Consider the following 13,886-nt stretch of genomic DNA (forward strand, 5'->3'; position numbering starts at 1 on the left):
CCGATTATTCCTCGGGGTCGGGTGGCACATAGCGCATGGTGACCGACACGATGCGCTGATCTTCCATCTCAGAGATCTCGACCCGAACGCCGTTATATTCAAAAGCGTCGCCCACCGCGGGGATAAAGCCAAGACATTCAAATGCCCAGCCGCCAACCGAGGAATATTCGCTGTCAAAGTCGCGTTCCTCATAGCCGATGCGATCCAACGCGTCTTCAATGGGGTAGTCGCCCGATACACGGTATACATAGGGTTCAAGCTCGGCGAAGTCGATTTCTTCGTCCTCGTCCTCATCCCAGATCTCGCCCACAAGTTCTTCGAGCAAATCTTCCATGCTCACAATGCCCATAGTGCCGCCAAAATCGTCTATGACCACCGCCATATGGGTGCGCTGACGCTTAAAATCGTTTAGAAGCAGTGCGGCACGGTGGCTTTTGTGCACAAACAGCGGCTTTGCTACCAGCGCCACCAGATCAATGGGCTCCTTGCCCGCCAGCAGCGCTTCAAGATAATCACGGGTGTGCAGAATGCCAATGATGTTATCCAGCGAACGCTCGAACACCGGGATGCGAGAAAACCGCTCACTAAGGACGATGTCGCGTATTTTTTCGGGCGGATCGGTGATATTAATGGCGGTGATGTCCACGCGCGGGGTCAAAATCTCCTGGACGGTGGTGCTGTCAAAGGACAGCGCCGACTGCATCAGTTCCGAGCGCTGCTCGTTGAGCACACCCTCTTCCTCAATGGTTTCGATAATATTCAAAAGCTCCTGCTCGGTGACCAGTGGATGATTGCCCTTGTCACCGAAAAGCTTGGATACAAGTTCCTGCAGCTTGACGAACAGCAACGCCAACGGCGTAAGAATGAACATGAAGACCGACAGCGGCCCGCACAACGAAAGCGTCACCGATTCGGCGTTTTCTTTGGCGATACTTTTAGGCAGCACCTCGCCAAACACCAGAATCACTACGGTGGTGGCGGCTGTCGCAATAGCGATACCGCTCACCCCAAAGATTTGGGTGGCCAGCACGGTGGCTGCGGAAGCGGCGGCGATATTGACGACGTTGTTACCGACAAGGATGACCGAAAGCGTGCGGTCAAACCGTTCGACCATTGCCAATGCGCGCTGGGCGCGGGGGTCACCGTCTTCTGCCATGGTTTTCAGCCGCACCTTGTTTACGGCCGAAAGCGCCATTTCAGAGGCGGAAAAAAACGCTGACATAGCAATGAGAATAAATAGCAGAAATAAGGTCCATAAACCGTCTGTGTCCAAAAAAAAGCTCAACTCCATCTTAAATGTACAATTATTTATCTGTTCACCTGATGGTGAATACGTTAAATTTTATTTTAGCATGTATGCCCAGACTTCTCAATAACAAATTATTAAGGCTTTGCAAAGTTTACCCTAAAAAGGCAAAAGGCCGCCATGACGGCGGACTTTTGTGTGTGAGGAAACCGTTCTGTTATGTCGGGAACTCCAAATGACCCGTGCAGTTTGGAGAGCTGGAAAAGGTCATGTAGATCTTGTGAGGGACGATTCACACCGACAAAACATAACATGAAGGATTTCTAAGATCATATTAACAGAATTTTCATAAACTTGCAAGCAATAAATTAGAAAAAAATTCGCACTATTATTTTAATATGAATCAATTTAAAAAATCGGAACTACAAGTGGGGGATGCGCTTCAGCTACCTTAACAAAAATGATCAATTTTCTTTGAGCATGAAAAACGGGGAAACCACGGCGCAGGCTTCTCGTTGTTTTTGAAAGGTGCTAAAACCCCTGCAGACTTATTCATTTGTTTTTATAGAAATACTTTTAACCGAGCAAAAAGAGGATGGGAAAGCCCATCCTCTTTTTTAATAGAATTTACTGATTCTGCTGTTTGGCGGCGAGTGCCTCAAGCACCTCGCGGCGCGAGAGATTAACTCTGCCCTGCTGGTCAATTTCGGTGACCTTGACGAGAATCTCATCGCCGACAGTGACAACGTCCTCAACCTTTTCGACGCGCTTGGTGTCGAGCTTTGAGATGTGGACGAGGCCTTCCTTGCCGGGGGCGATTTCAACAAACGCACCGAACGCCATCAAGCGGGTAACTTTACCCTTGTAAACAGCGCCGACCTCGGGATCCATTGCGATGGTCTTGATGACCTGAATGGCGCGGTTGGCGTCGTTGATGTCGATTGCGGAAACAAAGACGTTGCCGTCGTCCTCAATGTCGATCTTGCAGTTGCACTCGGCAGTAATCTTCTGGATTACCTTGCCGCCCGAGCCGATGACCTCGCGGATCTTGTCGGGGTTGATCTTGAGGGTCAGCATCTTGGGCGCATACTTCGAGAGCTGCTCACGCGGGGCGGGCAGTGCCTTGAGCATGATTTCGTCCAGAATATAGAGACGGGCTTCGCGGGTTTTGGCGATCGCCTCGCGGATGATATCAAAGGTCAGGCCGTCGATCTTGATGTCGACCTGAATGGCGGTGATGCCGTTGTGGGTACCGGCAACCTTGAAGTCCATATCGCCGAAGAAATCCTCAACGCCCTGAATGTCCACCATGGTGATCCAGCGGTCGCCCTCGGTGACAAGACCGCAGGAGATGCCTGCGACAGGGGCTTTAAGCGGCACACCCGCATCCATCAGCGACAGAGTAGCAGCGCAGATGGAAGCCTGAGAGGTCGAGCCGTTTGAAGAGGTGATCTCCGACACGACGCGGTAGGCATAGGGGAATTCCTCAACAGGGGGGATGACCGGCAACAGCGCCTTTTCAGAAAGCGCACCGTGGCCAATTTCGCGGCGGCCGGGGCCACGCGAGGGGCGGGTTTCACCCACCGAGTAGGACGGGAAGTTATATTGGTGCATATAGCGCTTCTCGGTCTCAGCGCCGATGCCATCGAGAATCTGCGCTTCGGACACAGCACCCAGCGTGGTAATGGTCAGGCACTGGGTCTGGCCACGGGTGAACAGCGCCGAGCCGTGCACGCGGGGAATCAAACCAACCTCAGAAGCGAGCGAGCGAATTTCGTCGAGCTTTCTGCCGTCGACGCGCTTGCCGTCGTCAAGCAGCCAGCGGCGCACAACAAACTTTTGCAGCTTGTAGATGGCTTCATCCAGCTGATAGGCAAGCTCAGGCATCTCGGCCTCGAACTTCTCCTTGATATCAGCGACGATGGGAAGCATGCGCTCTTCACGCACGTTCTTATCATCGGTGTCCAGTGCGTAGCGCACGCGCTCAACGGCGAATTCCTTTACCGCTTCAAACAGATCGTGGTCAACCTCGACCTCGGTGTAAGCAATCTTGGGCGCGCCAATCTCGGCCTTGACGTCGGTGATGAACTGCGCAATCTTAGCAAGCTCCTTGTGGCCCTCAATGATGGCGTTCATGACCACATCGTCCGGCACCTGGTTAGCGGCTAGCTCGATCATGCAGACTTTGTTGACGTCGCCCGCAATGGTCAGCAGCATCTCACTCTTTTCGCTGTCATCTTCACCGGGCATCAATACCGGTTTGCCGTCCACGAGACCGACGGCGATGCCGGCAATCGGGCCACCCCACGGAATATCGGAGATGGACAGGCAGAAGGACGCACCGATCATACCGCAGATTTCAGGCGAGCAGTCGGGGTCATACGAGAGAACGGTCATGATGATGGTGACGTCGTTTCTCAAATCCTTGGGGAACAGGGGGCGCATGGGGCGGTCGACCAGGCGCGATGCCAGAACGGCGCGGTCGGTGGGTCTGCCCTCACGGCGCAAAAACGAGCCGGGGATCTTGCCGGCAGCGTAAAGTTTCTCTTCAAAATCGACCGAAAGCGGGAAAAAGTCGATTCCCTCGCGAGGGTTCTTGCTCATGGTAACATTGACCATGACGGTGGTTTCACCATAGCGGACAAGGCAAGCACCATTGGAGAGCATGCCAATTTTTCCGACCTCAAAGCTTAGAGGACGTCCTGCGAATTCGGTCTCGAAAATTTTGTGTTGGAATAACAATGATTTTTCCTCCTTAAAATATTCATTAACATTGCATCCCAGCGCACCGACCGCTTTTAGCGATGAATCCAACCTTTGGCTAAAAACAAAGGCTCGATTCACGGCTAAAGGGCCTTGAGCCGGCATGCGGCTATCTTGCACAGGAAGGCAGACGCTAACTCTAAGCGCCTGCCTTCACACAATAGCTTCTTACTTACGGATACCGAGCTTAGCGATAATCTCGCGGTAACGGGTAATATCTTTCTTGATAAGGTAGCTCAGCAGGTTTTTTCTGTGACCAACCATCTTCAAAAGGCCGCGGCGGGAGTGATGATCGTTCTTGTTCGCCTTCAGGTGCTCGGTGAGGTCGTTGATTCTCTTGGTGAGAATAGCGATCTGAACCTCAGGCGAACCGGTGTCGCCCTCGTGCAGGGCGTTTGCGAGAATAACTTCTTTTTTCTGTTCTTTAAGCAGCATAATTAAAAACTCCTTTTTATTATTCGGCACTGACACAGCAATGGGCCATGAGTATTCCCCAAAAAACGGGGCAGCCGCCCAAAAGCCGTGTACAGGTCATGCGCTAAAATATTATACCAGTATGGTACTTATTTGTAAATAGTAAATTTGGATTACAGGCGGCGCAACAGCGTGTTTTACCAAATAAACTTTAAAACAAATCGCTTTAAAATCACAAAAGTAGCGTTTGGTCAGGCGAATTCAGGTAGGATGTTCTGCGCCAGATTATCCAGAAGATAGCGGTGCATGTCGGTGATAGTCTCAAAGTGATAGCTTCCATCAAGCACCGAAATTAACAAATCAGTGGGAGCGCTTCTACCAGGTGAAAATTGCGATGATGTGAGAAGCGCCATGCTTTTCTTTAGCCGGTCGGCGGCAAAGCTTTGTGTTACGGCTTCAATAGTCTCACTTCGTTCGATAGAAGTTACATCAAAAATGATGATATTTTTGTCGCGATAAACCTGATGCTTTGATAGCTCGCGAAGCGCCACAGGTCCGTTTGGGGTTTCAAGCGTCGGGTTCAGTCCGTGGATATCACCAGTTTTCACCGACTGAAGCCACATTAGCGGCACTAGCTCCGCTTCATAGAGCCACGGCATAGGCGCGTAAATAACGGTGTAACTGCCTTGCAACTGTTCTGCATAACGGCGCTTCTGGTCGCCCTGAAGGACGATAAAGCTAATCGGATATTCCTCGTAACCCAGGTAAGGGTTATCGAATTTTACATTTTCCAGTGAAGAAAGGGTGTAACCCGTTTCCTCCAGTGACAGACCGGTCAATGCAGCAGAGGGTTTTGAAAAAAAGACGCCACCGAGCAGCACGATCAGCGCAAGAAATACCCAATAACCAGCTTTTTTTCCTTGTGGCATACGCATGATGTCATCCCCCACAAATGCTGTCAATCGGTGTCTTAACAGTTGCTCGCTAGCATCCGCGCGCGGTCTGCGTCTTTACGGATAGCGTCTTTGAGTGCGTCGAGCGATTCAAACTTCTGTTCGGGGCGCAAAAAAGAGAGAAATTGCGTCTCCACTGGCTTATTATAAAGATCGCCAGACCAGTCGAGAATATAGCTTTCGGCACCGACGCTGTCGGAGCCCACCGTCGGCTTGATACCTACGTTGGTAACCGCTGGGTGCGCCTCGCCGTCGATAAACACCTGTGTGGCATAAACGCCGAACCGAAGCTGAGCATATTCCTCGCCGATTAACTGGTTCGCAGTGGGGAAACCCAACTCGCGCCCTAAGCCCCGCCCGTGCGATACCGCAAAATCGATGGCAAAAGGTCGGCCCAAAAGGCGGTTTGCCGTCTCGATCTCGCCGGCGGCCAACGCCTCACGGATACGGGTTGAGCTGACGGGCAGACCGTTGTCCAAAACCGCCCCAACCTGCTCCACCGCCACACCGTGCGGCTCAAGCAGGGCAGCCAGCTCCTTAGCTCCCGCGCAGGCGCCCTTGCCGAAGTGATAGTCATAGCCGCAGCAGACCACCTTGGCGTTTAAGCCACGCATCAGTACGTCCAGCGCAAACTGCTCGGGCGAAAGGCCTTTAAATTGCGAAAAATCGGGGGTTAAAAGCCAGTCAGCCCCCAGCGCCTCGACCGACTTTGCTTTAAGCGAGGGCGTTTGCAGCAGACGTGCGCCTTTTTTCTTTTCGGGGCTGGCGCTTTTAATCGAGAAAGAAAACACGCAGGTATCCAGTCCGTGGTGTTTATGCGAGAGCGCCGCTTCAATTACGGCTCGGTGCCCGCGGTGCACCCCGTCAAAAAAGCCCACGGCAACCGCAGTGGGACGCTGCGTTTCAATTTTTAGGTCCTGTGCAATATTCATCGTTATAGTTACCTTTTTATTTTGTCTCACCAGGGGCTTTTTAAACGTCACCAATTTAGATCAATTCTGTTCTAAGCCGATTACTACAACAAAATGCCCACACACAACCGGTGTCCCTGCATTTTGTCTTACGCTTATGCTTTTGAATTTCTCACATTTTTAGCTTTTTTAAAATACTCTAAAAGCGTTTTAAACGCATGCCGTCCGCATCTGGGGCGACGGTGCCAAGGCCGAGAAAAATTCCGCTTTGCCAGACAGCATACTGACCCGGCTCAGGGTTCCCAAGCTTTTTTAAACTGAGCGCCACGCCGTTTGAAAGCATTTTGCCCTGCCATTCACCTACCTCGAGGCGAGGTAGCGTGACAAAGGCGGTGGAAACGGGCAGCAAATGGTCTAAAAGGGTACCTTGGTCGGTTAGGTGCTGCGCCTCGTCCATCGTGATGCAATCATCTATCGCAAACCCGCTGGAGGCGGTGCGTCGCAACGCAAAGAGCGCCGCACCACAGCCAAGCACCTGTCCAATATCATGGAACAGCGTGCGCACATAGCTGCCCTTTGAACAGGTTACCGAAAAATCTGCCCGACGTTGGTTTGCATCAAACGAAACCAGCGTCAGGTCGTGAATGGTGATTTGCCTGCCGGGGCGTTCGACCTCCTTACCTTGACGGGCGAGGTCATAAAGGCGCTTACCGTTAACCGAAACGGCGGAATACATCGGGGGGATTTGGGTGATCTCCCCGCGAAAAGCGGGCAAAGCCGCTTCGACCATTGTTTTATCTACGGCGAGATCGCTTGTGGAAAGCACCTCGCCAGTTATGTCCTGTGTATCGGTGCTGATGCCAAACTGTACGGTGGCGAAATAAGTTTTTTCTTCGCAGGGCATTATGTCACAAAGACGGGTGGCCGAACCAAAAAGGCAGGGGAGTACCCCCGTCGCCATCGGGTCAAGTGTTCCGGCGTGGCCGATTTTGCGTTGACGGCTCATTCCCCGTAGCTTTGCAATGACGTCAAACGAGGTAAAACCCTGCGGCTTATCCAATAACAATATGCCGTCTGCCATGTGTTACCTCCCTGGGAAAAGCTTTGCGTTTTAAGACTGCAGCGCCTTTTCGCAGGCGGCAACCAGCATGGCCTCAGCGTTTTCGAGACGATCCCAAATGCGGCAGCCCGCGGCGCGGATATGTCCGCCACCCTCAAATGCGCTGCAAATCTCTGAGACGTTTGCCTTGTCGCTCGAGCGCATTGAAACGCGTACCGAACCGTCGTCGCGCTCCTTTAGGGTGATGCCGATGTCGACGCCGTTTATGGTCAGCGGCTTAGCGGCGATGCCCTCAAGCTCCGACTCGTCAGTGCCTGCCCTTTCCAGCATGTCGAGCGTGATAACGATGACCGCAATCCGTCCACCCGCATAATAGCGCACGGCGGCAAGCGCGGCCGATTCCACCTGCACCTGCCCGCGCGACTTCGACTCAAAAAGGGCGACGCGAATGCGATTAAAGTCAGCGCCCTTGTCCATCAGGTCGGCAGCAATGCGCAGCGTTTTAGGCGTGGTGTTGGAATAACGAAAACCGCCGGTGTCAGACGACATGGCCACGAACAGCGCGGTAGCGGCGTAGGGGGTTATTAAAACCCCCATTTCGCCGAGTACCTCATAGATCGCCTCGCCGGTGGCGGCATAATTGGGCAAAAACGTCTCTTTAGCATAGAGCGGGTTAGTGGGGTGATGGTCGATGCAAAGATCGACCTCCGGTCGGCTCTCGGGCGGGTCGCCGATCATCGAAGGGGCGGCGATATCAATCGCCACCGTGAACTTCGGTTCAAAGGCGGGTGTCTCGCGTGCCAAGAACATCAGGTTAGCCGGAAAAGGACTGCGACATTCGATAAAAGCGCGTTTGCCTAAGTTGGTCAGCGCATCATAAAGCGCCATGGCGCTGCCAAAGGTGTCGCCGTCGGGGTCGCGGTGGCAGAGTATGCGGATATCGTCCTGCTGTAAAAATAGCTCGGCACAGCGGCGGGCATCAACTTTCACGCTTCTTTTCCTCCAAGTCATTGAGGATTTTGGCGATGTCGGCTGAGTGTTCAATCGAGCTGTCCGCTATGAAACGCAACTCTGGCGTATGCCGCAGCTGTAGGCGGTGCCCCAGCTCGCGGCGCAGAAAACCGGCAGCGCTTTTTAAAGCCTTGACAGCCGTCTCTGCGGCTTCCTGCCCCTGCAGGGAACTGACATAGACTCGGCAGACCGAAAGGTCGCTGGAAAGGTCAGTTTTGACAATCGAAAGCATGCCGCCCGAAATGCGCGGATCCTTCATCTCGCGCAGAATGGCCGAAAGCTCACGCTGAACGTCTTCGTGGGTTCTTGCGGCGCGGTAGGATGGCATAAAAAACGCCTCCTTTCAAACAATCATAATCAATATATTTTGGTGGAGCCGCGGCGTGATTTAGTCGCGGTATTCCTCCATTTCGTAGGCTTCAAATACGTCGCCGACCTTGATATCGGCGAATTTGGTCAGTGTCATGCCGCACTCGTAGCCGGTGGCGACTTCCTTGACGTCATCCTTGAAACGCTTGAGGCTGTCAAGCTTGTCGTCTGCGATGATGATGCCGTCGCGCACGACACGAATCAGCGCGTTGCGGTTGATCTTGCCTTCCAGCACGTAGCAGCCTGAAACGGTGCCGACCGACGAAATCTTATAAACCTGGCGCACCTCGGCACGTCCGAGATCCTTTTCGCGGATCTTGGGCGTTAGCATGCCCTTGAGGGCATCAGTAACGTCGTTGATGGCGTCGTAGATGACGCGGTAGAGCCGCAGGTCGACGTCTTCACGCTCGGCGGAAATTTTCGCCGAAGGCTCGGGACGCACGTTAAAGCCGATGATGATGGCGTTCGAAGCGTTGGCCAGCATGACGTCCGACTCGCTGATAGCGCCGACAGCACCATGGATGACGCGTACTTTGACCTCTTCGTTCGAGAGCTTTTGAAGCGACTGCTTCACCGCTTCGACCGAGCCGTCGACGTCGGCCTTGACGATGATGGGCAGCTCCTTCATTTCGCCCTCGGAAATCTGGCTGAAGAGATTATCCAACGTGACCTTTTGATAGGCCTTGAACTGCTCTTCCTTCGCATCGTGGCGGCGCTTGTCGACCAGCTCCTTGGCGAGCTTCTCATCCTCAACTGCGTTGAGAATATCGCCTGCGGTCGGCACCTCCGAAAGGCCGGTGATCTCGACGGGGGTCGAGGGGCCGGCGACGTCAATGCGCTCGCCCCTGTCGTTGGTCATGACGCGCACACGGCCCAAAGCGGTACCCGCAATGACCATATCGCCAGTTTTCAGCGTGCCGTTTTGCACCAACACGGTAGCGACAGGGCCGCGGCCCTTGTCGAGCTTGGCTTCGATAACGGTACCCTTGGCAAAGCGGTCGGGGTTGGCGGTCAGTTCCTGTGTCTCGGCGACGAGTAGAATCATTTCAAGCAGGTTGTCGATGCCTGTGCCGGCCTTGGCGGAAACGGGGACGCAGATGACATCACCGCCCCACTCTTCGGGAACCAGCTCGTACTCGGTCAGCTCCTGCTTGACCTTTTCAGGGTTGGCGGTGGGCTTGTCGATTTTATTGATGGCGACGATGATCGAAACACCGGCCGCTTTTGCGTGGTTGATGGCCTCGACCGTCTGCGGCATGATGCCGTCGTCAGAGGCGACCACCAGCACGGCAATATCGGTCACCTGCGCACCGCGGGCACGCATTGAGGTGAAGGCCGCGTGTCCCGGGGTATCCAAAAATGTGATGGGGCTACCGTTGATTTCAACCTGATAGGCGCCGATGTGCTGCGTAATGCCGCCCGCTTCAGCCGAGGTGACATTCGTTTTACGGATGGCGTCGAGCAGCGACGTTTTGCCGTGGTCGACGTGGCCCATGACAACGACGACGGGGCAGCGGGGAGAGAGGTTATCCTCAACATCCTCGGTCTCGTCAAACAGGCGATCCTCAATGGTGACGACCACCTCGCGCTCGACCTTCGCGCCAATTTCCATGGCGATCAATGCGGCGGTGTCATAGTCGATAACCTGAGAAACCGACGCCATGACGCCAATGCCCATCAGGCGCTTGACAATTTCAGCAGCCTGAACCTTTAAGCGCAGTGCCAACTCACCGACGGTGAGCTCATCCGGCAGCGAGACCTCCAGCTTCTGGCGTCTCTGGCGCTCAAGCTCCAAGCGGCGCATTTTTTCTGCTTCCTTCTCATAACGCGAACGCGCTGGCTTGCCGCGCTGCTGGCGGCCGGTGAACTTCTGCTTCGTGGGGCCTTTGGTTTTCGCGGCGATGTTTGAGGGCGCAATCTGCTCATAACGCTCGTTATATTTATCGAGGTTCACCTGAGCCGAGCGCATATCGACATGGCGCGAAGCGGGACGTTCAACACGGTTAGAAGCCGTCTGCTGTGTCTGCTGCACTTGCTGTGCATGGGGCTGTTGCGGCTGTGCAGGACGCGGCTGTGCAGGACGCTGCTGTGCGGGACGTTGTTGTGCGGGACGTTGTTGTGCAGGGCGCTGCTGGCCGTTGTGCGGGCGCTGCTGCTGTGCGGGGCGACCCTGACGGTTATTGTTATTATTACTGTTATGGTTATTATGCTGCTGCGCAGGGCGGTTCTGACCCTGTGCAGGCGCGGGCGCGGCGGCCCTTTGCTGCTGCGGGGCTGTTGATGCAACTGCGGCAGGTGTCGCAGGCGTTGCGGGTGCGGCGGGCGCTGCAGGCGCGGCGGCCTGTGCTTTCCGCTGCTGTGCCAGCGCAAAATAATTGTCAAGGCTCTTCGCGTTATTTTTCTGGGTGTAGTGGTCGAACACCAGATTCAACTCGGCATCCGAGAGCGCCGTCATATATTTACGGTTCTCATCAGGATAATATTGACCTAAAAGCGCAAGGATATCCTTGTTCGATACTCCTAAATCCTTAGCCACCTCATGTACGCGGTATTTGTCCATCATAAATTAGAATCCTCCTCGTGTAGTTCTCAGCTTGCGGCGTCCTGCAGGCTGAGAACCGCCTGCGGGCGGGTGATTCGGTACGACATGCGCACCGTATGCAAAAGCTTAATTTTTTTAATATAAAGACGGCTACCCGTTATCGGTACTGCCGGTCTTTGAATGCCCTTGCGTGTATTGTTCCCCCGTGCCTCGTTTAAAACGAATGGGTGTTGGCGCTTGTGCGACAGTTTTTAGCCGCTGACGGCATCATCGCTGTGTTGAGTTGCGTGCTGTCCGGTGTTGTGCAGTGCGGCCGCACGTTCCGCCAGTCCCTTGTCGGTAACCGCCATGACGGCGACACGCTTTCCGATGGCGTAATACACCGCGTCGGAAGTTTCGGCCATATCCAACGACTTGACCGAGAGACCTTCCGCTTTCTTGAGCATGCGCATTCTCGTTTTAGGCGAAATATCGGCGGTGAACAGCAAAAGCTGCGCGTCGCGTCCTAAACTTGCGGCTGCAGGGTCAAAGCCAAGCTTTAACTTTCCGGCCTTGCGGCAGATGCCCAGAAGCCCTAGCAGATTACTCTTCACTGTCAGCCAGCTCCTTTTCCATCGCGTCGTAAACGGCGTCCGGAATCTGGCAAGAAAAAGCCCGTTCCAGTCTGCGCGCCTTTCGTGTCTTTTGCAGGCATTCAAGTGCAGGACAGATATAGGCGCCGCGACCAGGCTTCCTGCCCGAAAGGTCGAGCGAAATCTCGCCTTCGGGGCTTTTGACCACCCGCACCAGCTCTTTTTTCGGTTTATGTTCACCGCAACCCGAGCACATGCGCAGCGGTATTTTTTTCTGCTTCATTCCATTTCACCTCCGATAGCACGCGATACAAATTAATCCTCAGTTTCCTCGGTGTCAGCTGCATCCTCAATATTGGGGGCAGGGGCTTCATCCTCGCCGAAGAATCCGCTTTCGGGGCGGATGTCAATTTTCCAGCCGGTCAGACGTGCTGCCAAGCGGGCGTTGTGGCCCTTGTTACCGATAGCCAGCGAAAGCTGGTGGTCGGGCACCGTCACGCGGCAGGTTTTTGCCTCCTCGGGGTCGATTTCCACCGAGAGGACGTTGGCCGGAGAAAGCGCTGCGGCAACAAACTCCGCAGGGTCTTCAGAATAACGAATAACATCTATCTTTTCACCGCCGAGCTCGTCGACGATGGTATTCACACGCGCGCCCTTCGGGCCGATGCAAGCGCCCACGGCGTCGACATTGTCGTCGCGGGAGGAGACAGCCACCTTGGAGCGGGTGCCGGCCTCGCGTGAGATGGCCTTGATCTCGACGGTGCCGTCGTAAACTTCGGGGATGTTCATCTCGAACAAACGCTTGATCAGGCCGGGATGAATGCGCGAGATCATGATCTTGGGACCCTTCTCGCTGTTGATAACATCCGAGACATAGACCTTGATGCGGCTGCCGTCTTTATACTCTTCGCCCGGCACCTGCTCGGCCTTGGGCAGCACCGCTTCGCTGTGGCCGATCTCGACCGTCACGCTACCGCGCTTGGGGTCGGTTCTGATGACGGTTGCGGTGACGATGTCGCGCTGCTTGGATTGGTATTCTGCCAACAGCTGTCCACGTTCGGCTTCTCTGATACCTTGGCGGATAACATGCTTGGCGCTCATGGCCGCGATGCGACCGAACTGCTTGGGCTCAAGCGGAATTTCAATGATATCGCCGATTTTAGCGTTGCTTTTAACACCCTGGGCTGCGCCTACGCCGATCTCGATGGCGGGATCCTCCACCTCTGCGACCACCTGCTTGCGCACAGCGACAAAAAAGCGTGCGGTCACCGGGTCTATCTCCACAATGTTGTCCTCTCCGCCATTGGCGTCGCGCTTTACAGCAATGGAAACGGCATTTTTAATCTTTTCCACCATGTATGCAACGGGAATACCCTTTTCCTTTTCGAGAAGCGACAGTGCCTCGAAAAACTCACGGTTAATCATTGTCCTGCTCCTTTGCTGTAATCAAAATCGTCCTGCAAGCGGATATAGGCCGCTTCGCCCTTGGCGACGGTTTGCTCGGTTTCGCTTTCGGTCTCGCGGATGACCGCAGTGCCTTCGTGATACGAAACGAGCGTACCTGCAATTTCGCGCAGACCGTTGCGCGCGCGAATAAGCCGCGCTGTAACCGGCCGCCCGATGTTCTCTTCAAAATGCCACGGCTTTGTCAGCTCACGTTCGATGCCGGGGGAAGAAACTTCCAGACTGTAGGAACCGTCAATAGGATCCGCTGCATCGAGAATGGGGTCGATGAAACGCGAGAACTGCTCGCAGTCATTGATGTCAACCCCGCCATCTTTGTCGATAAAATAGCGCAGAAACCATGCGCCGCCCTCTTTTTCAAAGCGGACGTCCCACAGCCGCAAGCCCATTTGCAACAGCACCGGCTGGGCCAGCTTTTCCGCTGTCTGCGCGGTGTTTTGTTTAGCTTTTGCCATAGTTAACCCCCTATACATAAACAAAAGAGCGGGTTATTACCCACTCTCCTGTCAATACTTCATTCTTACTAAAAATACAATAGCACATTCTTTATAAATTGGCAAGGGAAAAATAGAAATGTTCCA

Annotated in this window: 13 protein-coding genes; all 13 read right to left on the reverse strand. The window is 54.2% G+C overall.

Annotation, left to right across the window (positions count from 1 at the left end):
• Window positions 1-4 precede the first annotated feature (4 nt).
• Entirely contained in the window at window positions 5-1,273 is a 1,269-nt protein-coding gene (locus tag RBH76_12780; GenBank protein WMJ83591.1) for a hemolysin family protein, read from the reverse strand.
• A gap of 600 nt (window positions 1,274-1,873) precedes the next feature.
• Window positions 1,874-3,988, reverse strand: a complete 2,115-nt coding sequence (locus RBH76_12785; GenBank protein ID WMJ83592.1) for a polyribonucleotide nucleotidyltransferase — start codon at window positions 3,986-3,988, stop codon at window positions 1,874-1,876.
• Window positions 3,989-4,177: 189 nt separating this feature from the next.
• Window positions 4,178-4,444, reverse strand: coding sequence for a 30S ribosomal protein S15 (rpsO, locus tag RBH76_12790; GenBank protein ID WMJ83593.1), 267 nt, complete (start codon window positions 4,442-4,444; stop codon window positions 4,178-4,180).
• A 230-nt stretch (window positions 4,445-4,674) separates the two neighbouring features.
• Window positions 4,675-5,358: a hypothetical protein gene (locus RBH76_12795; GenBank protein WMJ83594.1), complete on the reverse strand. Its 684-nt coding sequence runs from the start codon at window positions 5,356-5,358 to the stop codon at window positions 4,675-4,677.
• A gap of 35 nt (window positions 5,359-5,393) precedes the next feature.
• On the reverse strand, window positions 5,394-6,308 hold the full coding sequence (ribF, locus tag RBH76_12800; GenBank protein WMJ83595.1) for a riboflavin biosynthesis protein RibF: 915 nt from the start codon (window positions 6,306-6,308) through the stop codon (window positions 5,394-5,396).
• 178 nt (window positions 6,309-6,486) lie between these two features.
• Window positions 6,487-7,368: a tRNA pseudouridine(55) synthase TruB gene (gene truB, locus RBH76_12805; protein ID WMJ83596.1), complete on the reverse strand. Its 882-nt coding sequence runs from the start codon at window positions 7,366-7,368 to the stop codon at window positions 6,487-6,489.
• 30 nt (window positions 7,369-7,398) lie between these two features.
• Window positions 7,399-8,337, reverse strand: coding sequence for a bifunctional oligoribonuclease/PAP phosphatase NrnA (locus tag RBH76_12810; protein ID WMJ83597.1), 939 nt, complete (start codon window positions 8,335-8,337; stop codon window positions 7,399-7,401).
• Window positions 8,327-8,686, reverse strand: a complete 360-nt coding sequence (gene rbfA / locus RBH76_12815; protein WMJ83598.1) for a 30S ribosome-binding factor RbfA — start codon at window positions 8,684-8,686, stop codon at window positions 8,327-8,329. The genes RBH76_12810 and rbfA overlap by 11 nt, the downstream gene beginning before the upstream one ends.
• 60 nt (window positions 8,687-8,746) lie before the next feature.
• Complete coding sequence (gene infB, locus RBH76_12820) at window positions 8,747-11,290, reverse strand: translation initiation factor IF-2 (protein ID WMJ83599.1); 2,544 nt, start codon at window positions 11,288-11,290, stop codon at window positions 8,747-8,749.
• 230 nt (window positions 11,291-11,520) lie between these two features.
• Window positions 11,521-11,862 carry a hypothetical protein gene (locus RBH76_12825; GenBank protein ID WMJ83600.1) on the reverse strand — a complete coding sequence of 114 codons (342 nt, stop codon included), beginning with the start codon at window positions 11,860-11,862 and terminating at the stop codon, window positions 11,521-11,523.
• Complete coding sequence (locus tag RBH76_12830) at window positions 11,852-12,124, reverse strand: YlxR family protein (protein ID WMJ83601.1); 273 nt, start codon at window positions 12,122-12,124, stop codon at window positions 11,852-11,854. Before RBH76_12830 ends, RBH76_12825 begins: the two co-directional genes overlap by 11 nt.
• Window positions 12,125-12,156: 32 nt before the next feature.
• On the reverse strand, window positions 12,157-13,266 hold the full coding sequence (nusA, locus tag RBH76_12835) for a transcription termination factor NusA (GenBank protein WMJ83602.1): 1,110 nt from the start codon (window positions 13,264-13,266) through the stop codon (window positions 12,157-12,159).
• On the reverse strand, window positions 13,263-13,760 hold the full coding sequence (gene rimP / locus RBH76_12840) for a ribosome maturation factor RimP (protein WMJ83603.1): 498 nt from the start codon (window positions 13,758-13,760) through the stop codon (window positions 13,263-13,265). Before rimP ends, nusA begins: the two co-directional genes overlap by 4 nt.
• Window positions 13,761-13,886 lie beyond the last annotated feature (126 nt).

The sequence above is a fragment of the Oscillospiraceae bacterium MB24-C1 genome, from assembly GCA_030913685.1.
Classification (GTDB): Bacteria; Bacillota; Clostridia; order Oscillospirales; family Ruminococcaceae; genus Yanshouia.